Origin of the sequence: Bacillus sp. FSL K6-1560 (genome assembly GCF_038592935.1) — a bacterium.
In the GTDB taxonomy this organism is placed as follows: domain Bacteria; phylum Bacillota; class Bacilli; order Bacillales; family Bacillaceae; genus Bacillus; species Bacillus subtilis.
Genome location: NZ_CP151946.1, coordinates 2043809 through 2069142, shown reverse-complemented (window position 1 = coordinate 2069142; position 25334 = coordinate 2043809). Strand labels below are relative to the sequence as shown.

Below are 25334 nucleotides of genomic sequence, written 5' to 3'. Positions count from 1 at the left end.
GGCATTTTATGCGGGCCAAGTCCCAAATGGTTTGTGCAAACGCCTATTTCATGTAAGGAAATAATGAAATACAGTATGCACCCGCTCATATTTTTTAAACGTCAGCTTTTCGTAAAACTGAGTTGCACCGTCAGTGCTTGCAGCCACTAAGTAGGCTGCTTCCATTCCTAGTGATTTGGCGATGGACAGCATTTCTTTCACTAAGATACTGCCGTAGCCCTTCCTTTGAAACTGATCTAAAATTGCCACTTCTTCGATTTTAGCCGTTTTCTCTTGATGATCGATAAACAGCTCGCCGCACCCAATGGGAACTTTCTGTGCCTGGTCGCTGTAACAAACAACAAGAATGATTATACCTGCTTCATAGAAAGGATATTTTCTTTTTAATTTTTGTTCAGCGATTGCTTCTCCAATATAAATGGAATCGTAAATTTTCATAATAGAAGATCCGTCGCAAAGACTTTTTGCCGTCCCCCATGCGGTTAAAGGATGTCTCATCTGCCCCTTCCAGTCACTAAGCTTCATGTCATATAGTAGCTCATCCTCGACGACAAAACCGCTTTTTACAAGCGACTGCTTCAAACCGAGCGGAAAAACATGCTGCGGCGACGCTTTTAAATGGAGATAATTCGCATCAAGCAGCTTTGGTACGAAGGGTAAAAAGTTAAGTAACCGCTCCAATGGAAACGTATCATGGAGCTGAACAAAGTTATGAGAAAAAATTTGCGGAAGCTGCGGATCTCTGTATACGCTGTAATGATCAAACGATGCCGATTCAGACGTTAACAATATATATTGATGTTCCGTTTTTGAATAATGTCCTGTCATGAACGTCTCCTTTTTATGACCTATACCTTTACTCTGTTGCAATATTCAATTTCTTTATAATCTCATCGTACACCGGATAAAACGGCTTTCCAATTGGAAATTGCTGAATATTTCGGAAAGAAGCGGAGATTGGCTTCTGATGTAAAAAAAACTTCCTTGTTACTTGTTCACTAATCGGGTGAAAGACGCCGTTTAGAAACAAAAACGGCTCGCGTTCGATGAAAAACAGACGTCGGCCAGGCGGATTTTTGATCGATTCAGATCGTTTCCACGTAATCGGCGGCCCTTCCGGAAGCGTCTCCATCTCTTCTTTTCCAATTGTCACTATGTCTTTTCTTTGAAATTGATAAAATTGAAACGCATACTGGTCCACAATTCGCCTTTTTTTTCCGGCTTCGATATAAAATATTGCAGGATGGTCAGCTTCCTTTACTAAAATATAATTCGGAATGTTTAAAATTTTTCCAATCCTATATTGGAATAAATATGGGTCTGGAACAGCGACAGTCCGATTTAGATACAAAAAACCCCACTTTTCTCCAACAGGGTGCCTTACACCCTGATCAAAAAAATACACATTTTGATCTGAACCTTTTACAAAAGAGCCGTCAATCAAATCGGCGGGCAGAAACCGATATGCATTTTGAAATGAATTTGGGGTTTTATAGGTTGTGTCTAATACTTCATTTATCGGCAGAAATGGGGTAAAGTTGTTGAGTCTCGCCCAAAAAATTGCGTCGCCATGATTCCAATGCTTCATATCATCATCCCAGTAGCCTCCAAATTTATGGTGGATGAGATTAAGTAACGAACGGCGATGCATAACGGAGCAATGATCAACTTGAAAAGCGGCCTGATCAAGCACTGCATTGGCATTTCTGTAGAAATGTGAGATTTCCTCTCCCCTTTCGTTTACATGTACAACTTTTTGTTTTGAATAGACCGCCTGCGCTTCAGGCTTATGTGAAAACTCTTGCACCATACGGCTCAGCCGCTCAGGATGATAAACAGTGTCGTCAGTAAGATAGGAAATGTAATCGCCGTCTGTAAATGGGAGCGCACTGTTAATTAATGTGGCATAACGGGCTGTTTTTAATCGATCTGCAGGATACACGAAACTGTTATGATATTGAATGCGCCGGTCATGAAGATACTTGTGAATTACCGCATTTGTTTCTGCATTCGAATGATCATCCATGATAAAAAGCTCCCAAAGATCATGCGTTTGCTGTATCACGCTTTCGATCGCTTTTTGCAAATAATGGGGTTTGTTGTAACTTGTTAAAATAATAGACACTTTCTCTCCCATCTATACCGCCTCCCGCCGTCAAACATAAAAACGGCTCCGCAGCAAGCAGAGCCTCTGTCATCTTTTAAAAAGCACCCCAGCTTACAACACTTGAGAGTGAAACATGAGATCTCATGTTATTTAACGGGTTTTGGAAAATAACCAAATCAGTCAGAACTTCTTTTACGATGACATTTTGAAGTGTATCTCCGTTGATCAAATTGACTTTTGAAACCGGTACGCCCAGCTCTTTTGCAAAAACAAGCTGGCGTCTGAGGTCAGATGGATTTCCTTCAGAAGACGATTGACGTATCAGCAGAATCAGCAAAAGTAAAATAAAATGCAGTTCATCTTGGTTTTCTTCTCGATCCACTTGTTTCTCTAAATCCAAATCATCCCTCTCCCTTATCCTTATCTCTGTTTCACAATATGTGCGACTCCGATTTATGGTATAGGCTATGTCCACTCCATTAAAAAATCAGCATTTTCCTTAAATAAATGAAAATTAGATCAGGTACGGCGTTCGACTCATACCAAATAACAGCCGGAAGAATATGATTAACGTGAGTTCACTATCGAATAGGAGGTGTGTGTAATGAGCTCTGAAAATGCACAGTTAAAAAAGGATTTAATTAAAGCCGTTTTAAGCCCTTTATTTCCAACTGCAACAGAAGGAGGAGAAAACATGGATAGTAACCTTAAAGACTTGCTTGAAGCTGCCATCGATCAAAGAGTAGATGAAAGTGAGATGGTTACGGCAGAATCTCTTTTAGACCCTTCCCTTCCGGCAAGATGGATTTTTGCCAGAGTTACGCCAGGCACGACAATCAGCATTGTAACCGATTCGGGAGACATGATCGGGCCGGTTGTCTTCGTTGCTTTCGATCAGGTTCACGGGATCGTATTTGTAACACAGGAAAGCTCCGTCACTCCAGCAGGCCAAGCTACAACATTAATTGATGTAGACAAAGTAGAAAGCGTTACGTTCTTTTCATAACATCCGATGAAAGTGTTGTATATCCAGTCGGGATACGGAGGAATATATTGTTATTTTGATCGCTGGGCTGAAGAATGTTTTCGGAACACTCATACAGAGTATATGTCTGCAGATACACTTGAAGCAGAAACTTTGGTGAAGATCGAAACGTTTCAGCCGGACTTCGCACTCTTGATGGTTGGAGACCGCGTTCCTCACGACTGGCTGACCTGGTTAAAGGGTAAGGGTATCCCCGTATATGTTTGGCTGACCGAAGACCCATTTTATATGGATATCAGCCTACAGGTAATCAAGCTCGCTGACGCCATATTAACGATTGAACAAAATGCCGTTCTCTATTATCAAGGGCTCGGCTACCAGCACGTCTATTATGTTCCGATACCAGTTAATCATCGGCTGTTTAAAAAAATGGGCACCGAACATTCCTATCATTCAAATCTGTTAATCATCGGCTACCCTTACCCTAATCGGGTTCAGCTTATGAAAGAAGCGGTCCATCTGCAATTCACGGTTCGGGTAATCGGCAAGGAATGGAGAAAATATCTGCCTAAAAAAGTGCTCAAACAGCCGCATATTGATGTCGTCAGCACATGGGTTCCACCCGAACAGGCCGTTCATTATTATAATGGGGCAGACATCGTAATTAATGCGCATCGTCCCTATCATTTTGCTTTCAACCAAAATACTATGCGCATCAAAAATGCCAGTTTTAATAACCGAACGTTTGATATTGCTGCATGCGAAGCATTTCAATTAACAGATTTACCCGCGGCGCATCCTTTTTCATCCTTTATTTCTTATCACGGCATGAACGACTTTAAGGAAAAAGCCGCTTTCTATATCAACCATCCTGAAGAACGGCAAAAAGCTGCAGCAGCCAATTATAAAGAGACCGTACCCGCATTTACGTTTGATGAGCTTCCTGCAAAACTAAAAGCGATTCATCTGGCGCTTTCTTGAAAAATCGTTCATTGCTATGAACGATTTTTTTATTCATAGAAAAAAGCAGCTGCACAAGCTGCTTTCTATTCTAGCCGTCAGAACGGTCTTTCAGCTTCCTCGGATTTACCTGTTTATGAAGATCAGGCATTCCGCCGAGATGCTGTGCAATTTGTTCCCACGATACAATTTTGAAATTTTGATTGACGGTTTGTCCGTTATCGATATTTTCGCCATCCTGCGCCACAAAAATCCCGTACGGATATTTTGGGCCAAGTCCGAAACCGAGAACATCAATACCATCCGTGTCACTAGTACCGTCTATTTTCTCGCCATCTGTAATCTCAAAGTTGGCTACATAGCGATTTTTCCCCTGCCGTTCATACATTGCATAGCTGTTATTTCCTTGACTTGAAGCCATGAGATATCCTTTGCCATTTGGTGCATAATAGATTGTCAGTCCTTCAATATCAGCTGTCAAATGATCTCCTGTCGCACGGTCAACAACCTGTCCCTTTGACCCTCCGCCGGGCTCAGCGTTAAATTTCCAGATGGCCTCATCTTCCTCTGCTATGTATAGGTTCCCATACTCATCATCCGCAACAAGGCCTTCGGTCTGAGAATTCAACTTAAATTCACGCACCTTTTTCCCTGTTACATAACCCTTTCCACCATCAACAATTTCATACTGCTCAAATTCCCCTTGTTTGCCTGTCACTAATGCGTAAAATGCTCCTGTTTTCTGGCTGTGATACAGGCCGAATCCATAAACCTCAGAAATATTGGTGGAAATAGGATGTTTCGGATCTGTAATGCTTTTCAATTTTCCTTTATCCCCGTCTATTGCATATACTTCAATTGTATTTTTTCCTTCGGACCGGTTGGATGCAGCAGCAATATCAATTTTTTCGCCGTTCAATGGAAAATCATAGCGCAGATCGACATTATTGAGCTTGCCAAACTCATAAGAATGAAGCTGTTTTCCGTCTAAATCATACACAACGAGCCCTGACTTCTTATTTGTTGTAATCAACTTGCTTTTTTCCGGGTGTTTTTCATGAACCCAAATGGCCGGGTCATCTGCTGCGTCATCGCCAGATGCGACCGGATCTGTCTCCGTGTGTGCAGTCACTTTGAAATGATGTTCCTCATTCACATAATGAGCCGACACCGAGGTTGCTGTCAGGCTAAGCAATAAACCCGCGGCAGTGCTTAGCAGCATTGTTTTTGAAACCTTCATTTGGTATCCTCCTCTTTTATCACTATCACTATTATTGTAAAATATATACATGTGATTACCGTGAGGAAAATGAACCTTTTTTTATAGGGTTTCTGACTCATAAACAACTTATTCCCCAAAGAGGTACGTGAGATGACTTTGCCAGCTTTGCTTTTGCGGAGCGAAATAAAAATATGTTGAATATTTAGTACATTGTTTTTTTAGTTTTGTTATTCCCTAGTTACGTCCGTTTTTCCATTTTCCATTAAAAAAGAACACTTTGTGACATGATCATTCCCCTAAATTTTGTTTTATTGGTTGCTTTCATTAATTCGATTACAAAGTTGAACATATGATGCATGGTAGAGAAACGAGAGTTGGAGGATAAGCCATGCCTAAACAGCAAACAGCAGAACTAAAACCATTTTTCCATAACAAAACAGTTTTAGTCACTGGCGGAACGGGTTCAATCGGGAGTCAAATTGTCAAACGCCTTTTGCTGCTTACACCTAAACAGGTGATTGTATTCAGCAAAGACGACAGTAAACAGTATGTCATGAGCCAAAAGTATGCGGAGGATAAGCGGCTATTATTTGTACTCGGAGATGTACGCGATCACAGAAGGGTGAATCAGGTGATGAAAGGCGTCGATATCGTCTTTCACGCGGCTGCGCTGAAACAGGTTCCGACATGTGAGGACCATCCATTTGAAGCGATTCAGACCAATCTCATCGGCGGACAAAATGTGGTGGAAGCTGCCCTTTCACACCGAGTGCAGCATGTCATTAATATCAGTACAGATAAAGCTGTATATTAAGATACTTACTACATATCTAACGAAAAAAAGAAGCTTACTCTGCCTTCCTTTCCAGAGCAGCTTCTAATAAATGTTGAGCAAATTGTTTATAAAACTCATCTAAGTCATTACTTGCTTCATCCTGAGTTATATATCGAATACTGTAATTTTCTTTCTGGACTACCTTTATTGTTTTTTTCTTTAATTCCTCATAACGTTGGTAAGGTTCCAAGGCTACACCCCCGTTTTCACAGGAGTATTATATGTATGTAATGGTTTGTCTCTTGACTGTTCTTTCTTAATTAGTTCCCCGCAAAGCTTGTTTAAATAATATGTATAATTCACTTTCTTTTTCATCGAGCGCACTTCAGTACCGATTTCTTCACAAATCGCAATCGGGATACTGGCTTTGTTTACTTTATTCTTATATGTATGTTTCAACTGTTTTTCAGCTATGTTCTTATATGTAAGGAAATCATTAATATGTACGAAATAAACTTTGTTTTCCGGCTCTCTAAATTGAAACAGAAATCCTGGAATGATGTTTGGGTATTGTGTTGCTTCCTTTAAACATTTAATCTGCTGCGACTTTATGATCTTCTCGCTAAAGGAAATAGACTTGTCCTTTGTTGATTTAAGCTCAAAAGGAAATAAGTATCCTTTAAAGTGAAGGAAACAGTCATATTTGTTTTTTGATACTGTAGCTCCCTTTTTCAAAAACATTGGATTAACATCTTTAATCCGGTAGAAGAACAGCTTCTGATCTGCTGCTGATTTTTCAATGTTCGCTTCAAAAACTTTTCCTTGATTGTTTGCTCCCAATCAATCACTCTCCTAATCTATGTTGTAGGCAAAATCTGGATATGTTAAAATTGATCTTGTATTATTCCGTTGAATGTTGGAAAGGTGGTCAAAATGAACCTATATTTAATTCCAGCGCTCGTTATTTCACTTTGTCTTAATATTGTTTTATACATTCAATTAGCAAAGAATAAAACTGCTGAATCCAATAAAATAGGATGGAAAGAAAGGATTGGACTTAACAACCCCTTAACAGCTTTGATTTGGGCTTTTCTTTGCATTTCAATAGTGTTAAGTCTCTTTGGCTTATTAGTTGGACTTTTCAATTCATAAATCCCTTAAAACATCCACTAATTTTATTTTTATTCTAAATAAAAGACCGATTTTATCTTAAATTTTTTTTGAAACACTCCTCCCAAACTCCTTCTGAAATAGAGCCATGATGGCAAAAGCTTTTAATAAACTCAGTTCCACTCTCAGTTAGTTAAATAAAAATCTCTATATGGTGAACAAATCAAACACAAAATCCATAATGTTACAATAGATAGTTCACCTTTTGTAAAACACTAATCAATTAACTAATTCCCCCATTTTGTTAAGGCTTATATCCAAAAAGATATTGATGTACAATAATAAAAAAACATAAGGAAAGCACTTAATCAATTGTGGAGGCGAATTATGGTTAACTATTTAACAACTATAAATCACGATTTACAAGGTGTCACAAAATTATTATTAGAAGGACAAACATCCCCTAATTTTAAAGCAGTCTCAACATTTTCTCTTTTTCGTGATATATGTTTATTTCTCTACGAAACTAACAAGGTCTTAAAAGAAGACGGGATAATTAATACCGATTTACCGAATATGGGAATGATTAAAGAGATTCGTCATAAAGTTAAGACTAATCAAGGTAATAAAAATAGAGAGATTTTCAATAATATCTTAAATCGACATAAAAGCTTTTTTGGCAACGATATAGACAATCTAGGTTTTTTCCTAGATAATGATGTTTTGGCTTCTAGCACGTTTTTTACAACCTTCATATTTGCTGGTACACCCTTGGAAAATCGACTTGATAAAGAATCTACCTTAAAATACCTATCTGTTGTTGGCTCGTTGACAAATGAAATTATCAGTATTATTAATCAACCGACCAACTTACCCTCAAATCCCTTAATGCTTTCAACTGAAGAAGAATATATCCTTAAAGATATTTGGGATAAACGTTTTTTTAAAGAAGACATCACATACAATATATTTTTAACTCGTCTTCTTCTTGCCCAAACTGAACTTACTACATGTGTTTGGATGAAAAATCACTTGAATCACAATTCAAAAAAGTTCAACCTTGATAAATACATATTGTTACGTTTAACATCCATAAAGCTATATGAAACAATGCGAAATATATTAGATTTACGCAATAGATTATCGCATCATTGGAGAACCTTCAATTTAAATACATTGGATAATTTAATTAATGAATATGAAAACACACATCGAGCTGAGATCAAAACTCTACGAGATATGCTTCACTATAACAATAAGGGAACTAATTTCTATGATTATATAGAGAAGAAAATTTATAAAGACCCCCAATATCCTGATAGACAAATCCACACTATTTTTAATAGTTATATCCATACTATTAGGAACTCAATTTCAATGAGCATTGACATTCAGTCATATGAAAGTATGAATGATTTTGAGAAAATAAAACGTCGTATTAAAAGTCTTTTGAAAATTAATTAAATGTGCCTTGTATAAATCAAACAGCTAAAAAGAATAGATAGGGCATGTTTTATTATACCCATCTATTCTTTTGTATTTTTTACTATTTCCCTCCCCTTATTTCCTACTTTCTTGGAAAGCCGAATTTCTCCATATTGTCTAAAACTCTTTGATGATATTCTGGGTCATCTTCTAATGAGTCATAGACAATTTTTGTTTTTATTGGATTTGTCCAAGATAAATCCAAAGTATCTTGACTGCTCACAAAAATAAGTTTTCTAACGTTATATGTCTCTATCAAATTTCTAATTAAATCTTCCCGAAGTCTTTCATTCTCAATTGATTTTAATGGGTACACAACAGCCACATGAATTAGCGGATCATGTTTACCCCAAGTTCTTTTGTTAACTGTATCTACAAACACAGTGTTGTTTAATGTTCTATATGGAGTTCCAGTTTTAAGTGCCTTTGTACTCCGCAAAAAATATGAGACATTATCCATTCCACTTGATCTAAAAAGAATATTAGCACCTTCCAAACTCTCATCCAGAGTATTTAGAACAAGCTTATGCTTTTCAAGCATATGAGTACCTGTCACAATTGCCATACGCTCTTCAGATTTCAAAAATTCCACTATTTTTTCTTTGGCCTGTACTTTACCATTCATATTATTTACCTCCATTTTTTGTATTAATTCTTTTATTATGTTTTAACATTATTAAATGATCAATGTTAATCTTTATTGAGAATGCAATTGTCCTTAATTCACCACATCCTCTTTTTTTAAAGTGCTCTAAATAAAATTAGAATTTTAATTAAATTAAATCTCGAATGTTTTAAGTTCAAATGTTTTATATGAATCTACTTCTTCACCTGGTATTACATTAACACTCGGATAATTATCATAGTCATATGGGTATCCGATACAATTCATGTGAAAGCTCGTTCCATCTTTGTCAAACTCAGCTTGTAAATGATCATGGCCACAAATCCAATGTTTAGCGTTAATAAACGGTACATCAACCATATAGCATGTGTTAGGTTCAAACGGGGAATAAGGATTGTGAACAGGTGGAACATGAGACACAAATACATCAACTTGGATGGTTTTTAATTTTTCATACCAATCCATTGATTCTTTCCACATCGCTCTTACTCCATCTACTTTGTTGTAACCATTAATACAAATGTAATTTGAGTCATTAGAAACTCCTTTAAAGAAATCCCATCCTTCAAGTCCTCTTGGAAGGTACCACATTACATCTCCTGCAAAGACTTTACCTTTGTATGTTTCAGTTGTCTTAATTAATGGCGTTACATTTTTCATGTCAGCAGCTTTTTTAATTAGATCATTCAACCTGCCTAACGAGTCTGAGTATTTTCTTTTTTGGCTCTTACTAAGTAAATAAAGATCATGATTACCATATGTAAAGTAAACCTTCTCGTATTGCTTTGCTACCTCATCTAAAACCCATAAAGTTTGTTGATTCCATTCGGTAAAATCACCGGCAATGACTAATACCTCCCCATTACCGTTTGAGATTAATCTATTTACAATTTCTCTTGTTCGCTTCTCCCACTTAATTTGATTTACATTCCAAGGTATCCAATGATTTATATGGAGATCTGATACATAGTCAATTTTCATTTTGTCCTCCCACCTTTCTTAATGAAAAAATTTATTTCTTTGGCGTGTATAAATTAAAACAATCTCTCCATAATATGATTCAAACAAGCTTGTTTTCATTACACTTTAGGAGATGAATAAGATGGCTCAACAAAGTAGATCAAGATCAAACAACAATAACGATTTACTAATTCCTCAAGCAGCTTCAGCTATTGAACAAATGAAACTTGAAATAGCTTCGGAGTTTGGTGTTCAATTAGGTGCTGAAACTACTTCACGCGCAAACGGTTCAGTTGGTGGAGAAATCACTAAACGTTTAGTTCGCTTAGCACAACAAAACATGGGCGGTCAATTTCATTAATTTATGAGGAGGATTATTCCCCTCTCTTTTTATACTTCTTCTCTAAACCTGTACTAATGGTACTGTATTCATCCAGAAACTCTCATAAAAATACCTCGATTATCAATCTAAAGCCTGCAATAATCTTCTTTCAGCCATTTATAAATTTTTTCTCCGACCTCTGTGTCATTCCATCCCCATTCTTCTGCTAATAAATGAATATCTCTCGGCAGGTGTTTATGTATATGAATTACAGATGTCGGGTCTGGTTTTTTGTCATAATAATCATAATAGCAATCGTGAATCTGATCATATACTTCTTGGTTTATCCACACATAATGACAAACCGCACACCCTGGAATTCCCTTTGGACAAGGTATTTTAACCCTATACCTGCCATTGATTTTCTATATAGCTCGTTACTCCTCTCCATAAAATACAGATTTCATTTAGAATATATCCAGCGCTCCATCACAATAAGGACATTTGCCACTACTCTTTTCGCATGTACATATATATATTTCACCTCCTATTACAATACAAGGCATAATACACATCTTACACACAATTTTCTTCTAAGCATTTAATATCTTTTTCAACTACGGAAAGGATTGCTTCGACGTGCTCTACTCTTCTATTTGCCGACATACATTTTTTCGCCGCGTTCGCTATTTCGATAACTAATCCATTAGGCGTAATTACACTCTGATAGCCATTTTGTGAAGTAGTAGCGTAGAGCTTTCTCGATACCTTCTTCGCCACTTCTAAGGCTTCGTCATGCTTTTCTTTAAAATAATCTCGCCTTTTTTGCAATTTCACATACTCGTCGGTTTTTCCCGCTTCTACAATGCTTAAAGGAATATTCATTTACATAACTCCTTTAATTTTTCGATTTCCTCGTTTGCAAAGTAACGCCACTCTGGCAAAGTTTCATCCATTAGCGTTATGTTTAAAGCAAGTGATTGCACAAACAACCCAGCTAACTTCTTCCGATCTTCTTTCAGCTGCTCATTCTCGCCAATTAAATCAGCAACAGTACAACGTAGTTCCTTAACTTCCTCGCTCATTTGCCCACCCCAAGAAAATTACTAAAAAACGAACACATATTCGTATTTATGTGGTACAATATACCTGAATTACATAAAGGAGGTTTGATCTATGACTCGTATCATAAAAAATGCTGCTACAGTATTCGCATTCCTTGCTGTACTAACATTCTTCTGGAAAGTCATACCTACTCTTGGTGGACGCTAATTATTAGCGTCCCTTTTCAAATCTCATTCAATTCTTGTTTCAGCTCAAAGAACTCATCATGAAGACCTTTAAATTTATTCTTATTTATGTATGCTTTTTCGTTAACCGGCTCAAAAAGGTCTAAATACTTTCTTTTATTTCTTCTAATAATTCGTAAAGCAATTGTGCAGCTAACCCATTCTTCATCATCCAATTGGGTTAAGACTTCGCTTAGTTCGAATAAGAATTCAAGCTTCTCTTTGTTTTGCTGAGTTTCAAGTCTTAAAATATCCCTCTGCTTTTCAAGTAAAGTTGTTTCAATTTGATATTTCTTTTCCTCCAAGGCTCTTATCTGTTCGTTTGTGCTATGTATTTTGTCTCCTACCTCCAATGAATCACCTCCTTAAAGAATAAAATATCATTTTTAAAAAATGTATATTTTTTGTTTTTGTATATTGGATAAAAAAACTGTCATTTCTTCATCTTCTATTATTATTTTATACATATTATTTGTATTTGTCTATAGTTATTTTATTTTCATTCTTAAATCCATTTACTTAGCCCTGACAAATCCCTCTGTTCATACGAAGATGTTTTAATAACCCGTTTAAAATATAAATTATTTTGACTTTTCTGTGATTTTATTCTATCCTTACCTTACACTATATATAGGAGGCTTTATTTATGAAAAAATCATTTTTATTCTTGTTCTCCTTTTTGTTGGTATCTTCAGTATCATTATCTGTCTCTACTGAAAATGCTCAAGCAGCAGACTTTTCAACCCAAAACAACAAATGTAATTGTATACTTAACTAAAATACATAAAGGTTGTTGAGAGAGTTTATTTCAACAACCTTTATTTATGAATACAAATTGGTTAAACCGCTACCTCAAATAAAAGCTTGTCGCCATGCTTATAGTTGATTAACTTGAAATCATCAATTGTAAAGTCATAAAAATCTTTAACTTCGGGATTGATCCATAATTCAGGTGCTTCAAACTGTTCTCTTTCGATTTGAATTTTCAAATTGTCTATATGACGTGTGTACACATGGCAATCCCCAATGTTAAAGATATATTCACCAAGCTCATAACCTGTGACTTGAGCAATCATGCGCTGCAACACATTATACTGAAATACATTGAATGGATTTCCCAACGCCATATCATTGCTCCGTGCTCTTACCTCCAGATGGAGTTTCCCTTGTTTAACGTACCATTGGGTCTCGTATACACATGGTGTTAAGGCCATTGAGTCTAATTCATCAGGATTCCAAAGCATTGTAATGTGTCTCCGTGAAGATGGGTTGTTCTTCAATTGATGCAGAAGATAATCAACCTGATCCACTTTTTCTCCATCTAGATTTCTGTTTTTCTTGCTCAACTGAAATCCATAAGCATTTCCGATGGTGCCGTCTTCTTGTATCCACTGATCCCAAATATGTACGCCCATCTTGTTTAATTCAGTAACATCGTTAGATTTTAGCTGCCAAATCCAGAGCAACTCTTTAATGGCTGTTTTCCAGGCAACCTTTTTTGTCGTTAAAATAGGAACCTCTGAGTTGTCAAACCTCATTTGCTTACTAATCACGCTTAGTGTATGAGCCGGTGTTCCATCAGAGTCCCATTTGGTTCTTACATTAAATTCTTCGTCTGAGATTCCATTATTTATAATGTCATTTATGATTGAGTTGTATTGTTTATCGAATTGAGTCATTTAAAATTAACTTCCTTTCATTTACACACTTTGGTAAGATATTCTTAGTTATAAATTGGAAAGGGATGGTCAGTTATGCCTGTTTATAAGTATAAGCCGGAGTTTGTTAGCGAAGTTATTGAGTGTAAAACTGAAAGATTAACAGATTCCATCGAAGCTAGGTACTGTTTATCGATAAAGTTAAACAACTCTTTAGACTCCTCTTTTGTTTATATAATGTTAAATCCAAGTATGGCAGGCAGGGATATTTCTGACCTAACCATAAACAAGCTTTGTAAATTCAGCCACACCCTTAACGAAGTAGGTACAATACATATTGCCAATCTGTATCCCTTTTATGAAACCAATTCTACAATGTTATCTTCTCTAATTAAAAACTTACAACACGAAAATACAAATTTATTTGATACAGTAATGGCAACTAATCGGCAGGTATTGAGCTCCCTTGTAAGAGACTCAAAAAAAGTCGTCTTGGCTTGGGGAGATTGCCCTGATTTATTTGATAGGCAATTCCATAAAAAACAATGTAATGACTTTATGTTGTTGCTTAAAGAAGCGAATCAGAATCAGGTTTATGTAATAAAAACTCATTTTGACAAGCTTCTAACTGTGAAAAACTCTCCAAGACATCCTTCAAGACCTATGCTAAAAGGGCTTGAGCCGTATAATGAGTGCAGCTAAACACAATTTCAAATTATATGAAAAATAATACTCAAAGCAAAGATAAGGTTCCCAAAGACATAAGCCAAATAAATATACCTACTATGGCTCACTGTTTCGCCCTCCAACACGTCTAAAACCTTAAACATGCTTAGGACTGTGTATATAACTGAAAATGCTGTCCAACAGAGTATAAGGATATTTTCATGCATAATTAAACCGTTATATGCCAAGGGGATGATTAAAGAACTCCCCTTAAGCAAAGTAAACAGGTAAATTAAATTCTTATTTCGTTTCGCATCTTCTGGAGTTGAATTATCAAGTACACTCTTTACTTTTATATACGTATTGCTTTCCCCTCGCATAATCAACCTGACCTCATTAATGTTTAATACAATTAGATAAGCTGATAGAAATAAAGTTACATATGTTATAGTAAACATCTCCTAATTTTATATTTGTGTTGGGTTGGCTATTACTCACCCACAAACTCTATACCGTTAATATTTGCTTTTATTCAAATAGCTCCCCCTTTAAAATCATTCACTTGATCAGCAATGTTTTCTTTAATTGTATGTGGCAACTGATCAATCCCTTTTATAATCCGTTTCTGACCAGTTTTCCTAATTTTTGTAGTCATCTCTTTAAAACACTCTAAAGCAATATCTGAGATTTCATCATATAGCCCCTGAATTTTCACTAATACACTTAAATATTCTTCGTCACCTTCTTCAAATAGCGACAACCCTTCTTCAAGTTTGTTGATCTTTTCAATACTCTTTATTATTTTATTTTTATCCTTAAACAATTAATCACCCACCCAGTTTTGGTCATGCATCTTCATGAAGTTAGCTGCTGCCTTCTTGTTTCTCAGGTCTTTCTCGTACTCAGTAACTTGTCTCATATGTTCAATAAATTCATCTTCAAGTCCTTGTAACTGAAGAAACCCAAAGCAAAGACCGTGCCTATAAAGCATGTCGTCATATTTTGCTTGTAAATCTCTTTCTTTGCTGTTAATAATCTCTTTCCTCCTTAAATATTAGATAAAAGTATTCTTTTATTCAGAAATATTCCCAACAAAAATCTTTTATGGTAAATTTAAAGGAGTGTTATTTTGCGTAAAATATTCAAAACCATTAGTTTATTAATTATATTGTTATTATTATTTTATTCTTTCTTCAGTTCTAACTCACAATTATTTGTGTGCGCTCAGTTAATCTTAATCGCATTCTTGATTGGATTTGGAATTAACTGTTTTGTAAAAAAAGATCGGTATAAAGGCACTCTATACTTCGTCATTGCACTATGTAACACAATTATCAATTTTGATCATATAAGGGAATTAATTCAGAGCATTTAACTTATACATATTAGGAGGTGGGAAATTTCCCACCTTCTTTATTGTATAGGAACTAATATTTCACATAAGTGATTATCAATCATTTGTGAAGTATATCTCTCTATAATTGGTTCTTCTCTTATAGTTAGACTATTTTTTTCTATTTCAGAGAAAATAATGCCCCAAAATTCACTTACTGCCTCTTTTGTATGGTCAAGCAAGAAAACAGCGTATTTCCCTCCAGGTAACTTACTAACTTGAGCTGGTTGCGGCACATTAAAATCTTTATTTATTACAACGCATACATCATAACGGCATTCCTCTTTAGGAGTAATACTTGGATTATCTTGTGGAATCCCTAAAATTACAGAGTTATGAAATACACCATTCACCTGTGCCCACTTTTTAAAAGATTCCATTAGTTCTTTGTTTTGCTTGCCACCATACTCTCCAACATTTCGGAAATATGCAATCCTTGATTCAGGTAATTCTTCAATAGTTATTTTCATACTTTAATCCCCCTTCCTAGAAAAAGGTAATATGATTAAAAATGTTTTTCAAGAAAATTTTTAACAAAATCTAATTACTTCGTTCCAGTTGATCCATGCCCACCTCGATCATCGTTGCCTAGATGGTCTACCTCGATCAAGTCAACTACCGGCATCTTCTTCATAATTCTAAATTGACAAATCCGATCTCCCTTTTTAATCTCAGTATCACGTAATGCATAAGCAGGAAAGAACCAGAAATCGTTGTCTCCCTTATATGACTCATCGATAACACCCATTGAATTTGTTTGAATAACGCCAAAGTTTTTATATGTACTGGAACGAGGAACGACATGTGTTTCGTAACCTTCAGGCAACTCCATGGCCACACCTAATGGGATAAGTTTAAATTCATCTTTTTTGATCGCTACATCTTCAGCTGCACGAAGATCGATCCAGTCTCCCTTCTCAATTTTGCTGATTCTTGTTTGTGTTTCATCTAAGTATTTGATTTTAATTTGCATTATTTAATAGCCCCTTTTGTTTTTGGTATGTAAGTTCTTGTATTGCATTCTTCAGTTAAGCAAACTGTTCATTATTGTTCGAACTTTGCCCTCAACTCTTCATATAGCTTACGATCGCGTTCTTCTTTCTCTTTGAGATACTTTTCTCTTTCAGCATCTTGTTTCTTTTTTAGCTCATTCTCGTACTCTTCCCACTCTGTTTCATCAATCACTCCTTTGACATGCAAGTCTTTTTTCAAGGGATGTAATATCTTCTTAGCTTCATGCGGGTATAATATTCTGGTCTCATAGCCATCATCCCAGTCAGATTGTTGACAAACCATAAACACGCCTCCATCTTTAGTTATAATCGTTGTTTGCTCACAAAATTGATTTGCCCAAACATAAGCAACTTCTTTTCCGATTAACCCTTCCTGATTTTCAATGAAATACATTTATTTGCTCCTTTAAATTTAAGTTTGTTTAAAATTACCCTTTTATCGTAATTCCTTTAGTAACTCATCAAGTTCATCAGGCTTAAAACCAATACTTCGGTTTACTTCCTCTCCTTGATTACTCAACAAAATGGTTACCGGTACTCCCATAACACCAAATCTAGCTGCCACTTCTGGTTCCTGTGTAACGTCAACTGTCTCAAATTGAATATTTGCTTGTTCTAAGTAATTGGACACCATTTTACATGGATTGCAATTAGGCTGCTCTAATTTAATTACTCTCATCGAATACATCCTCTCTCGTTAAAAATAAAATCTGAATCCTTTAATGGCTCCACTGTTGCTTTTTTGTATCCATTCCCTTTAGTTGAAAAGAAGTCATGGGATTTGGTCTTAGTGCTCAATCCATTAATAACAATTGGGTTAACATCTTCTTCCTCAAACAGATGATCGAATCCCAGATTGTTTAAAGCTTTATTAGCATTGTATCTGATGAATTTCTTAACATCTGGAGCTAAGCCAACTTGATCATAGACATCTTCTGTATACTCTAATTCATTTTCGTAAAGCTCCTGCAGTAAGTTTAAAGCCCATGCGTACAGTTCTTTTTGCTTCTCTTGCGTTTGCTTCTTATAAATTTCTTGAGCTAACAATCCGACATACACGCCGTGAATCGCTTCGTCTCTAATACCCTTAGTTCAACCGAGTTCGCTACTTTCGGTTCGTTGCTCTGTCGCAACCGCCTTACGTTACCGTAAGGAGCAGACTATATCATCATCCCTGTAGGATGCCTCCCGTTTCGATTTAAGGGGTTCTCACCCACGCCAATAGCTTGCGCCCTACTCGTTTTGCGGAATTTCGCCGCCTATGCGATAGTCGTTGAACGTTCTATGCGATCCCATAAAGTCTTCCATCTTCTTTTATGTCGAATTAGACTAACGTAACGAGGATGAAGGCTGTATTTTTCACCAGCTTCAACATTGTTCATTCCAGCAATCAAATCATAGATTAAATTTGTTGCCTCCATATTAGTGAGCTTTGACATTGAATTACTTTCTCCAGGTTGTCCTGACATTAATCCAATTTTCATTGCATGTAGAGTATTTTCTTTAGGTGTAACTATTTCTAAGTTCCGAACGTGGTTGTTTAGTTTATTTCCATCTATGTGGTTTACAAACATTCCTTTTGGTATATCATGAATAAAATATTTTGCGACTAACCTATGTACTAAATAGTTCTGTGTTCCTTTTTTCGGATGCGTGTATCCTATCATTTCATAGCCATGTGGAGTAATAAATGTCTTTCTTGGTTTCTTTAATTTTTTTGATATGATAACTCCCGTTTCCGTTATCCACCAAGGTGCTTCTTCGACTTCTTTCCTTATCATTTTCACCTCCTTTGGGTTCGCATAGCTTCGCTGCTGATTGTCCTAATAAGGATTTTCCAGCAATTAGAGAGGTTCACATTTGCCGTTGCCGACAAAAGGGACTATTAAATAATCAGGTTAATGATCTCTCCACTTTGCATTAACTTTCCTTGTCCATAAAAATAAAGTGGGTAATAAAATCCTGAGTAAAAAAGAAAACTCTCCAGAAACACAGATGCAACCATTGCTCTGAATAAGGAAATTTCATCGCTCTTCTCAACTGCTTTATAAATTGAAACAATTGTTCTAGCCTTCTTTTGAAGAAACCTATTGTTTTTCACCCATTCGAAGACTTCATTGATCTTCTCGGTTGGAGCCAAAGTTAGAAAGATGTTGCTGTACGACTTCGCATGGACAGCGTTCTCCATCATCGCCATAAAGTTCAGCACCGCTTTCCGCTGGTGGCCGTCTACGTGTTCAGCCACGATCGGCATCCCCGTATTCCCCTGCTCTGTATCAAGAAGCGTAAGTCCGGCCAGTACCTTCATATAAGTGTCCTGCTCATTTTTTCCGAGGTACTTCCATGTGAGGAGATCGCCGTTTAAAGCAATCTCTTCCGGAAGCCAGAACTGTTTCACGTTTTGGTTATAGAACATTTGGGTAAAATCGTCTTCATGCTTTGACCAGTTTGCTGCGTCATAAATTTTTGTCAAAAATATTCTCCTATCTTAAAAAATTTTAGATTTGACACTGTAAAACCACCCTCTTTGAAGCCCTTATATACGGGGTAACAAAGCCCCTAAAATTATAAGAGGATGGTTTTACTTATGAATAATAACGTTCAAAAAATTATCTTTATGTTCCTTGTTAATCTAGGGCTATCACTGTGTTTTGAAGGAAATTTAACAAATGCTATTTTAATGAATATCCTTCTTTTAATTTCTGAACTATTATATGAATACTATTTTTATAGAGTTAATCAGACAACACAAGATAGACATGAATCCTGACCAGTATCCTTAGTTCTCGCATAGTACAAGGTCTTAATTCCTCGATGATGAGCGTAGAGATCTATTCTATTCAGGTCTCTCGTTGTCATCGTATCTTTCAGGAACAAGGTAAATGAAATTCCTTGATCGACATGCTGCTGAATCGTTGCAATAAGATCAACTACCTTAAACATATCCATGTCGTATGCTTCTTTGTAGAAGAACCAATTCTTAGCCGATAAACCTGGCATTGGATAATATGTCTTACTGTTTCCGTATGTCCGTTCCTCAATTCTCTCCATAATTGGCATTACACCTGCTGTAGATGATTGAACATATGAGATGCTTCCCGTAGGCGCAATAGCTTGTCTATAGGAATGATAAAGACCATATTTCATTACATCCTCTTTAAGCTTCATCCAATCTTCAATGTTAGGAATATGTTGATCTCCAAATAGCTTTTTAACCTTTTCATACTGAGGGCTATAATCATTTGTTACGTACTTTTCGAAATACTCACCTGATTTGTAAGTTGAACCATCAAACTTATAGTATGTCTCCCCTGTTTCTCGTGCAATTTCCATTGAACGCTGCAGAGAGTAGAAGTTAACCATCATAAAGTATGTATTAACAAAATCCTTAGCTTCTTCACTTACATATGCAATATTATTTTGAGCTAGAAATCCGTGAAGGTTCATCTGCCCTAGACCAATTGATCTCATTAGTGTATTTGCTCTCGCAACTGCTGGAGCATTTACAATGTTTGTTTTCCTTGTGACAGTTGTCAGTGAGTCAATTGCTATTCTGACTGTTGAAGCAATTGATTGATTACTCATTACATTTACAATGTTCATTGAGCCAAGATTACAAGAGATGTCTAATCCAATTTCATCCTCTTTATCGTAATCCGTATAAACTGATACTTGTGATGATTGGAGGACTTCAGAACACAAATTTGAAAACTTCACTTTTGAAATATGTTCATTTGGATGCACTTTATTTACATTGTCAGCAAACATGACATATGGATAACCAGATTCGCTTCTTAGAATGGCCAATTGCTCTAACAGCTTTCGAGCATTTCCCTTTGATTTTCTAATCCTAGGGTTTTCGACAAGCTCATCATACATTTTATTGATGTCTAACTCATCAAGATACTGTCCATATTCCTTGTATACTGAATGCGGATAGAACATGTAATAATCCTTGTCTTCCCTTGCCAATTCAATAAATTTATCTGGAACAACTACGCCAATAGACAGTGTTTTAACTCGGACATCTTCATCTGCTGAGATTTTTTTTGTATCTAGGAAGTCTATAATGTCTGGATGGAAAACACTTAGATAAACTGCTCCTGATCCTTGTCTTTGCAGATCATTCAAACGTGTTCGCTAAGCACGCCCCGCCATATGGCTGCTTCATGTTACCATGAAGGTTAGACTATATCTTCACCCTTTAAGGGCGCCTCCTGTTTCGACTGCCAATAGCTTGCAGCCTACGCCTTACGGCTAGTCGTTGCACGTTCAAGACTTAGTCTTGCTTCGCTCATGATTGTCCCTGTAGGAGTTCCCATGAATTAAAGAGGTTTTCGATCATCATTGCTGATGAAAGGGGCCAAATCAACCCATTTGATCGGCATATCTGAAGGCATTATCTAGAAGTTTCATAACACCTACGACACCTTTAGTCGCATTCTCTACGTCTTTAATCGCTTCACCTTTGGCTCTTAGTTTGTTTAGATTTAATGCTACTCCTCCACCTAGCTTAGAAAGCTGCATGGAGATATCAATAGCACGTGAAATATCATTCAAACTGTCGCCTACTTCAAGTAAGAAGCAGCTCACCATTTCACCTCTTCGCTTACGTCCAGCATTAAGGAAAGTAGGTGTTGCCGGCTGATACTCTTGTTTCATCATAGTATGTACTTCCTCAACAGCTTTCTCATAATCACCATCAGCGCAATATAAAGCCACAATTGAGACACGATCCTCATACCTTTCCAGGATCTTTGTTTTATCGTTTGTCTTCAATGCGTAGTCATTGTAGAACTTAAACGCGCTCATAAAAGATGGGAATCTAAATTTGTAACTGTAAGCAATCTTATAAATTGATTTAATCTGTTCAAATGTGTATTGATCTAAGAATTCTTCTTCGTAATAATTATTTTTAATCAAATAATCAAGTTTCTCTTTTAGATCATGGAAAAAGACTGTGTTTTGATTAATGTAATCAACAAAGTAACTATGTACGGCCTCCTTATCCTTTTGGAATTGATACTTCCCATCTTTTTGAATCATGATCTCATTATTGAGCTTGATCCACTTTGGTATTGTGTTTGTCAATAAGTTGTACCTCCTGAATGATCTTCTGTAAGTCATGTTTCGTTCCACTAAGTTCAAATTTTAATAACAATGGTGTGTGGAACTTAGCTGAAAGCTTGTCTCCAGCTAAACCATAGTTATCACCCCAAACCTTGTTACCACTAACAGCAACTCCCCTTATTTTATTTTTATTCTTATTGATAAAACTCAAAGTCCTTTCAGGTACTTCCCCAAAGCCTATCGTATATGTAATATGTATGAACTCTTGAGTGATGATCGTATCATCAGTTATTTCAATTGCCTCAATGTCTAACTCTTGTTGCAACGCTTTTACAAACCTTCTTACATTGCCAGTTTTACTCTCATATGTAATGATCACTAATCGTTATAGGCTCCTGTAATTAATCTTGTAGTTGCACATTCAGCTTCATTTTCAACATGATTAAATACTTCTGATATCTCACGATTAATGTCGCCCATTTCCATGTAGCCCTGTGCCATACTTTCATATAAGGAACTCTTCTTAACTGGAACGTAATCATCTAGATTCTTTTCTAATTCAACAAATTGATTTCCCTGTTGGTCAGTTGCAATAATCTCTCCTTTTAATACAGGAAAAGATTGCCCATCAGCTAAATGAATATGAGTGTTCTCATCGGCTATTGTAAAGCTAATAATGTTCTTCTTTTTTACATATTGTTGAGTTGGATCAATACGTCTAGCTGCCCCCATTTTACATCTCCTTATTTTTTGTTTTTAATTTGAATAAAGCTGTGATTTTATTCAGATTTAATCCGTATCTATTTGCCCTCCTCACTCTTCTTCAATCGTCCATCCATTTAATCTTGCGTACTTTAATTTTCTTGAATATCTATGTTTCCACTCGTCCCACCTTTTCGTTTCCCCGAGCGTAGCGAATGGATCTTGGTTTTTCTGTTTTAAGAGAATTTCACCAACCCATCTAGGAACTGACGGTTTATAGTTACTTTCCGACATCTATTCGTCCTCCAATTACAAATTTCTGTATCTTCCTTTATTATTGTTTAGGCCATCCTTCTCCAAGGAGCTTTTTAGCCTCTTCAACATCTGTAAATCTCTCAATTTTGTGTCTATAGTCATCGATCCACCGGTAAACACATACAGCATTTTCTTCTACTTTCATGACAGTATATTGCTGCATAGGATCTTCTAAAAGGTGAAGCTTCTGATCTTTATAAAATCCTTGAATCATATAATATCCTCCTCTTATTTTATTGAATTTCTCTTACTTCATGCGGTACTCCGCTTTCTTCCTGAGCATATACAGCATCATTATGAGCCTCAATTGTATCATCATAAGTATTAACAAGTGTTCCCATGCAAAAAAGTCCGTATTTTTTATTCATCTTTATCATCCTCTTAATTTATTTTTATTCTTTAAAGTAAACTTCCATCCATAATCAAAACTCTTTCTTCATTACTTTGAAGTTCTTCGAGAACATCTGATATTGGGGACAGCTCTTGATCCTCGGTTACTGTTCGACTGTGTTTAACAGCTGCGTACAACATACCAACTTCTTTGATCTCATCTCTTAAGTTCCCGTCATCGTCCGCAACTTCTTCTGTATATAGCTTCAATGCTTTTTCCTTTGTATTAGCTTTAATTAGTGCATAATATGGGTCACACACCTCAAAAAATTTCATGTTATTACATCAACTCCTAATTTATTTTTGTGAACCTTTTTATCTCTTTTCCATCAACCACAACTGTTCCAAAGAACATGTCTTTAGGCCTTGCCCACAGAATGCCCTCCATGTCTTCATATGTAACAAGCTTCTCTTCTGTCTCAGTATGAATTGCCTCTCCAATAACCTTATATAGACCGCCTTTATAATGTTTAAACCGACAACCGATCACATTGTATGTATCTATTTACTTCACCCCCTTTTAAGCTTCCTCTAAATGAAACAATAAAACATTCTTATAAAAGTCTACCTGAATTTCATTCTCTGTATCTTCTCCATTAACACAACACTTAAAAGGAGTGTCCCCATAAAATTCAAGCTGTTCTTGTAGTACCTCAATAACATCGCTAATTTTAGGATTAATTAATTTACCATTGCTCTCATCGTAAGCCATTCCTTCTTCCTCCTTTCTCTATAAAATCATCCTTTTATTCAATAATCCTCTTGAGGGACTTTAATATAATTTGGAGCTTCTTCTAACATCTCATCAAATATTGCGTCAATTACTTCCTGAAATACAGTTAAACCTGTTTCACTATTTGTTGAGGTTTCATTAATCTTTTCAGCAAACCCTTTAGCAAATTGTCTTTTGTATTTAACCTTAATTGATTCATCCCAGTTGTTTGGGTTATTGTTAAATGCCACTTCTAACAAATCGATCGGTAGAGTAATGACTACATTTTTCCCTTTGACTTTCGCATAATCCATGCTTTCCATCTCCTCTTTTGTTTAAAATAAAACTTTTAAAGTGATTTTCTTAGCAAGGCTGCTAAATTGTCTAAGATTTTTTGCCTGTTTTCATTCTCTGAGATTGACAAGCTTACATCATTTATTTCTTGAATCACACAACCCTTATCATCAACTCTCTTAATATTGACCTTTGGATTTTCATTAAGTGTTAAACCATATGTAACAAAATCCCCTAAATCCCGTACTAAAGCTCTACCAGACATTATTTTGTTTTCACATACACTTTCTTTCAGATCGTATGTACCTTCGTATTCGATCAAGAGTTTGGCCATATTCCTCCACCTAACTCCTTTCAATAATATTTTTTCGTCTAAAGGTAACGAGAGAATTAATGTCAGTTGCCTTTAATTATTTTCAGATTCCTCCTTCGTTAAATAAACAGTGTGCTCACATACAGAACAATCAAGGCTAAAGCTGAATGAAGTAAAGACTTACCGGCTTTCTTGAAAATGTTCTCATCTTTTTCCTGATCTGACCGTTTTACACCTTTGACAAATACGTTGAGTAAAACACCAATAACAAATGCATGAGGTAAAGTGACATGGACATTTTGAATATTGTATGTATCAATAAGCAATGGATTTAACACATGATTCAATCCGTAATAAACAATGAGTGACATAGTCAACGCTTCAACAAAAATAAGTAATCCAACTACAATTAACGAACCTGACCCCATAAAGAATCCGCTCCAAATATCTTTCTTATTCAATAAATATCTCTCCTTTATTCTTTTTTAGTTAGCCTCTTCCACCAGGAAGTTTTTATCTGTCTTTGATTTTGAGTATCATTGTTTTTTGCTTTCTTATTATTGTGTTCTGCGCATTCCTTCAAGCTTTTTTCATCTACAATTGTCTTAACCACTCTGTCAGTTTGATATGTCCACTCGTTATGTATGTTTCGCTGCCTGTCAGTCACTATGACATATTCATTAAGTCCAGGTATATAAACTTTACCTCCAATTTCTATAGGCTCAATATCTATATAGCCCTCGAAGATTGATTCAGTACGAGTTATCTTACATACTGGCTGAGTAATCCACCTCTCTGTACCTGGGGCACGGTGTGAGTAATAACTTTCTATCATAACCAATCCTTCAATCGTTGCTTTATGGCGTCCCACTTATTCACCTCCTTATAAGTCTCTTTAAAAATTGAATTTTATTTAGATTACTTTGCAAAAAACCGTTCCAGTTTCTCGTGCAACCACCTCTTTAACT

The 25334-nt window shown here is 36.1% G+C and carries 40 protein-coding genes and 4 pseudogenes; 7 read left to right on the top strand and 37 right to left on the bottom strand.

Annotated elements, in window-relative coordinates:
• Positions 1-48 precede the first annotated feature (48 nt).
• From cgeE to cgeC, 3 genes are all read right to left on the bottom strand, one after another.
• Entirely contained in the window at positions 49-828 is a 780-nt protein-coding gene (cgeE, locus tag NYE22_RS11545; RefSeq protein WP_342412700.1) for a spore maturation N-acetyltransferase CgeE, read from the bottom strand.
• Positions 829-856: 28 nt separating this feature from the next.
• Positions 857-2137: a spore maturation glycosyltransferase CgeD gene (gene cgeD / locus NYE22_RS11540; protein WP_342412699.1), complete on the bottom strand. Its 1281-nt coding sequence runs from the start codon at positions 2135-2137 to the stop codon at positions 857-859.
• A gap of 64 nt (positions 2138-2201) precedes the next feature.
• A complete protein-coding gene (cgeC, locus tag NYE22_RS11535) occupies positions 2202-2507 on the bottom strand; it encodes a spore maturation protein CgeC (RefSeq protein ID WP_101502371.1) in 306 nt (101 codons plus the stop codon).
• A gap of 204 nt (positions 2508-2711) precedes the next feature.
• Here cgeC and cgeA point away from each other — a divergent pair, with 204 nt between their 5' ends.
• Positions 2712-3113: a spore crust protein CgeA gene (gene cgeA / locus NYE22_RS11530; RefSeq protein WP_032726000.1), complete on the top strand. Its 402-nt coding sequence runs from the start codon at positions 2712-2714 to the stop codon at positions 3111-3113.
• Positions 3114-3119: 6 nt separating this feature from the next.
• Complete coding sequence (gene cgeB / locus NYE22_RS11525) at positions 3120-4073, top strand: spore maturation protein CgeB (protein ID WP_342412697.1); 954 nt, start codon at positions 3120-3122, stop codon at positions 4071-4073.
• A gap of 70 nt (positions 4074-4143) precedes the next feature.
• Here the strand turns inward: cgeB and NYE22_RS11520 are convergent, their stop codons facing one another.
• Complete coding sequence (locus NYE22_RS11520) at positions 4144-5292, bottom strand: phytase (RefSeq protein WP_041849939.1); 1149 nt, start codon at positions 5290-5292, stop codon at positions 4144-4146.
• A 370-nt stretch (positions 5293-5662) separates the two neighbouring features.
• Here NYE22_RS11520 and NYE22_RS11515 point away from each other — a divergent pair, with 370 nt between their 5' ends.
• Complete coding sequence (locus NYE22_RS11515; protein ID WP_120028184.1) at positions 5663-6088, top strand: SDR family NAD(P)-dependent oxidoreductase; 426 nt, start codon at positions 5663-5665, stop codon at positions 6086-6088.
• Between the two features lie 34 nt (positions 6089-6122).
• On the opposite strand, the gene sprB is transcribed toward NYE22_RS11515, so the two are convergent.
• Together sprB and NYE22_RS11505 are read right to left on the bottom strand one after the other, a co-directional pair.
• Positions 6123-6299 carry a recombination directionality factor SprB gene (gene sprB, locus NYE22_RS11510; RefSeq protein ID WP_004399451.1) on the bottom strand — a complete coding sequence of 59 codons (177 nt, stop codon included), beginning with the start codon at positions 6297-6299 and terminating at the stop codon, positions 6123-6125.
• A 2-nt stretch (positions 6300-6301) separates the two neighbouring features.
• Positions 6302-6889: a hypothetical protein gene (locus NYE22_RS11505; protein ID WP_120028185.1), complete on the bottom strand. Its 588-nt coding sequence runs from the start codon at positions 6887-6889 to the stop codon at positions 6302-6304.
• Positions 6890-7546: 657 nt separating this feature from the next.
• Between NYE22_RS11505 and NYE22_RS11500 the strand changes: the two genes are divergently transcribed.
• Positions 7547-8623 (top strand): hypothetical protein, encoded by a 1077-nt coding sequence (locus tag NYE22_RS11500; protein WP_342412691.1) that lies wholly within the window; start codon positions 7547-7549, stop codon positions 8621-8623.
• Positions 8624-8726: 103 nt separating this feature from the next.
• Here NYE22_RS11500 and NYE22_RS11495 read toward each other — a convergent pair whose 3' ends face one another.
• Together NYE22_RS11495 and NYE22_RS11490 are read right to left on the bottom strand one after the other, a co-directional pair.
• Complete coding sequence (locus tag NYE22_RS11495; protein ID WP_342412690.1) at positions 8727-9269, bottom strand: hypothetical protein; 543 nt, start codon at positions 9267-9269, stop codon at positions 8727-8729.
• A gap of 153 nt (positions 9270-9422) precedes the next feature.
• Positions 9423-10250 (bottom strand): metallophosphoesterase, encoded by an 828-nt coding sequence (locus NYE22_RS11490; protein WP_342412687.1) that lies wholly within the window; start codon positions 10248-10250, stop codon positions 9423-9425.
• 121 nt (positions 10251-10371) lie between these two features.
• On the opposite strand from NYE22_RS11490, the gene sspC reads away from it, so the two are divergent.
• On the top strand, positions 10372-10590 hold the full coding sequence (gene sspC / locus NYE22_RS11485) for an acid-soluble spore protein SspC (RefSeq protein ID WP_009967454.1): 219 nt from the start codon (positions 10372-10374) through the stop codon (positions 10588-10590).
• Between the two features lie 107 nt (positions 10591-10697).
• Here the strand turns inward: sspC and NYE22_RS11480 are convergent, their stop codons facing one another.
• The 5 genes from NYE22_RS11480 to NYE22_RS11460 form a co-directional block, all read right to left on the bottom strand.
• Positions 10698-10904: a hypothetical protein gene (locus NYE22_RS11480; RefSeq protein WP_342412685.1), complete on the bottom strand. Its 207-nt coding sequence runs from the start codon at positions 10902-10904 to the stop codon at positions 10698-10700.
• A 223-nt stretch (positions 10905-11127) separates the two neighbouring features.
• A complete protein-coding gene (locus NYE22_RS11475; protein ID WP_306644808.1) occupies positions 11128-11436 on the bottom strand; it encodes a hypothetical protein in 309 nt (102 codons plus the stop codon).
• Positions 11433-11636 carry a hypothetical protein gene (locus NYE22_RS11470; RefSeq protein WP_306644809.1) on the bottom strand — a complete coding sequence of 68 codons (204 nt, stop codon included), beginning with the start codon at positions 11634-11636 and terminating at the stop codon, positions 11433-11435. Before NYE22_RS11470 ends, NYE22_RS11475 begins: the two co-directional genes overlap by 4 nt.
• 203 nt (positions 11637-11839) lie before the next feature.
• On the bottom strand, positions 11840-12193 hold the full coding sequence (locus NYE22_RS11465) for a hypothetical protein (RefSeq protein WP_342412682.1): 354 nt from the start codon (positions 12191-12193) through the stop codon (positions 11840-11842).
• Positions 12194-12679: 486 nt separating this feature from the next.
• Complete coding sequence (locus tag NYE22_RS11460; RefSeq protein ID WP_342412681.1) at positions 12680-13519, bottom strand: thymidylate synthase; 840 nt, start codon at positions 13517-13519, stop codon at positions 12680-12682.
• A 75-nt stretch (positions 13520-13594) separates the two neighbouring features.
• Between NYE22_RS11460 and NYE22_RS11455 the strand changes: the two genes are divergently transcribed.
• Complete coding sequence (locus tag NYE22_RS11455) at positions 13595-14200, top strand: DUF1643 domain-containing protein (RefSeq protein ID WP_003231129.1); 606 nt, start codon at positions 13595-13597, stop codon at positions 14198-14200.
• Between the two features lie 8 nt (positions 14201-14208).
• Here the strand turns inward: NYE22_RS11455 and NYE22_RS11450 are convergent, their stop codons facing one another.
• The 3 genes from NYE22_RS11450 to NYE22_RS11440 form a co-directional block, all read right to left on the bottom strand.
• Positions 14209-14550, bottom strand: coding sequence for a hypothetical protein (locus tag NYE22_RS11450; RefSeq protein WP_080010577.1), 342 nt, complete (start codon positions 14548-14550; stop codon positions 14209-14211).
• Positions 14551-14696: 146 nt separating this feature from the next.
• Positions 14697-14987, bottom strand: a complete 291-nt coding sequence (locus NYE22_RS11445) for a hypothetical protein (RefSeq protein ID WP_342412678.1) — start codon at positions 14985-14987, stop codon at positions 14697-14699.
• A complete protein-coding gene (locus NYE22_RS11440) occupies positions 14988-15155 on the bottom strand; it encodes a hypothetical protein (RefSeq protein ID WP_342412677.1) in 168 nt (55 codons plus the stop codon).
• 138 nt (positions 15156-15293) lie between these two features.
• Here NYE22_RS11440 and NYE22_RS11435 point away from each other — a divergent pair, with 138 nt between their 5' ends.
• Complete coding sequence (locus NYE22_RS11435) at positions 15294-15539, top strand: hypothetical protein (RefSeq protein ID WP_181219391.1); 246 nt, start codon at positions 15294-15296, stop codon at positions 15537-15539.
• A 38-nt stretch (positions 15540-15577) separates the two neighbouring features.
• On the opposite strand, the gene NYE22_RS11430 is transcribed toward NYE22_RS11435, so the two are convergent.
• The 21 genes and pseudogenes from NYE22_RS11430 to NYE22_RS11330 all read right to left on the bottom strand — a co-directional run bounded on the left by NYE22_RS11430 (position 15578) and on the right by NYE22_RS11330 (position 25237).
• Positions 15578-16027: a GyrI-like domain-containing protein gene (locus NYE22_RS11430; protein ID WP_041352001.1), complete on the bottom strand. Its 450-nt coding sequence runs from the start codon at positions 16025-16027 to the stop codon at positions 15578-15580.
• Positions 16028-16101: 74 nt separating this feature from the next.
• A complete protein-coding gene (locus NYE22_RS11425; protein WP_041352003.1) occupies positions 16102-16530 on the bottom strand; it encodes a dUTP diphosphatase in 429 nt (142 codons plus the stop codon).
• 71 nt (positions 16531-16601) lie between these two features.
• Positions 16602-16964, bottom strand: a complete 363-nt coding sequence (locus tag NYE22_RS11420; RefSeq protein ID WP_151262254.1) for a hypothetical protein — start codon at positions 16962-16964, stop codon at positions 16602-16604.
• A gap of 42 nt (positions 16965-17006) precedes the next feature.
• Complete coding sequence (locus NYE22_RS11415) at positions 17007-17249, bottom strand: thioredoxin domain-containing protein (protein ID WP_342412671.1); 243 nt, start codon at positions 17247-17249, stop codon at positions 17007-17009.
• Positions 17246-17653, bottom strand: a pseudogene (locus NYE22_RS11410) (ribonucleotide-diphosphate reductase subunit beta); the annotation flags it as partial. The gene NYE22_RS11415 and the pseudogene NYE22_RS11410, both read right to left, overlap by 4 nt.
• A 176-nt stretch (positions 17654-17829) precedes the next feature.
• Positions 17830-18351, bottom strand: coding sequence for an HNH endonuclease signature motif containing protein (locus NYE22_RS11405; RefSeq protein ID WP_041052703.1), 522 nt, complete (start codon positions 18349-18351; stop codon positions 17830-17832).
• A gap of 107 nt (positions 18352-18458) precedes the next feature.
• Positions 18459-19043: pseudogene (locus NYE22_RS11400) on the bottom strand (ribonucleotide-diphosphate reductase subunit beta); the annotation flags it as partial.
• A gap of 266 nt (positions 19044-19309) precedes the next feature.
• Positions 19310-20689 (bottom strand): annotated as a pseudogene (locus tag NYE22_RS11395) (ribonucleoside-diphosphate reductase subunit alpha); the annotation flags it as partial.
• 252 nt (positions 20690-20941) lie between these two features.
• Positions 20942-21661, bottom strand: a pseudogene (locus NYE22_RS11390) (ribonucleotide reductase N-terminal alpha domain-containing protein); the annotation flags it as partial.
• Positions 21624-22019, bottom strand: coding sequence for a class Ib ribonucleoside-diphosphate reductase assembly flavoprotein NrdI (gene nrdI, locus NYE22_RS11385; RefSeq protein ID WP_017697102.1), 396 nt, complete (start codon positions 22017-22019; stop codon positions 21624-21626). The gene nrdI and the pseudogene NYE22_RS11390, both read right to left, overlap by 38 nt.
• Entirely contained in the window at positions 22019-22372 is a 354-nt protein-coding gene (locus NYE22_RS11380; RefSeq protein ID WP_014471944.1) for a hypothetical protein, read from the bottom strand. Before NYE22_RS11380 ends, nrdI begins: the two co-directional genes overlap by 1 nt.
• A gap of 81 nt (positions 22373-22453) precedes the next feature.
• On the bottom strand, positions 22454-22636 hold the full coding sequence (locus NYE22_RS11375; protein ID WP_225516839.1) for a hypothetical protein: 183 nt from the start codon (positions 22634-22636) through the stop codon (positions 22454-22456).
• 40 nt (positions 22637-22676) lie between these two features.
• Entirely contained in the window at positions 22677-22871 is a 195-nt protein-coding gene (locus tag NYE22_RS11370; RefSeq protein WP_004399360.1) for a hypothetical protein, read from the bottom strand.
• 19 nt (positions 22872-22890) lie between these two features.
• Complete coding sequence (locus NYE22_RS11365) at positions 22891-23025, bottom strand: hypothetical protein (protein ID WP_342412668.1); 135 nt, start codon at positions 23023-23025, stop codon at positions 22891-22893.
• A 31-nt stretch (positions 23026-23056) separates the two neighbouring features.
• Entirely contained in the window at positions 23057-23323 is a 267-nt protein-coding gene (locus tag NYE22_RS11360; protein WP_166851988.1) for a hypothetical protein, read from the bottom strand.
• A 16-nt stretch (positions 23324-23339) separates the two neighbouring features.
• Entirely contained in the window at positions 23340-23537 is a 198-nt protein-coding gene (locus tag NYE22_RS11355; protein WP_342412667.1) for a DUF1653 domain-containing protein, read from the bottom strand.
• A 30-nt stretch (positions 23538-23567) separates the two neighbouring features.
• The gene (locus NYE22_RS11350) at positions 23568-23759 is read right to left on the bottom strand and encodes a hypothetical protein (protein ID WP_041056314.1); all 192 of its coding nucleotides are present in this window, start codon (positions 23757-23759) and stop codon (positions 23568-23570) included.
• 38 nt (positions 23760-23797) lie between these two features.
• Positions 23798-24073, bottom strand: coding sequence for a hypothetical protein (locus NYE22_RS11345; protein ID WP_045207822.1), 276 nt, complete (start codon positions 24071-24073; stop codon positions 23798-23800).
• A 35-nt stretch (positions 24074-24108) separates the two neighbouring features.
• Positions 24109-24387, bottom strand: a complete 279-nt coding sequence (locus tag NYE22_RS11340; RefSeq protein WP_161986085.1) for a hypothetical protein — start codon at positions 24385-24387, stop codon at positions 24109-24111.
• A gap of 98 nt (positions 24388-24485) precedes the next feature.
• Positions 24486-24827 (bottom strand): hypothetical protein, encoded by a 342-nt coding sequence (locus NYE22_RS11335; protein ID WP_161986086.1) that lies wholly within the window; start codon positions 24825-24827, stop codon positions 24486-24488.
• 14 nt (positions 24828-24841) lie between these two features.
• On the bottom strand, positions 24842-25237 hold the full coding sequence (locus NYE22_RS11330) for a hypothetical protein (RefSeq protein ID WP_342412666.1): 396 nt from the start codon (positions 25235-25237) through the stop codon (positions 24842-24844).
• Positions 25238-25334: the final 97 nt, after the last annotated feature.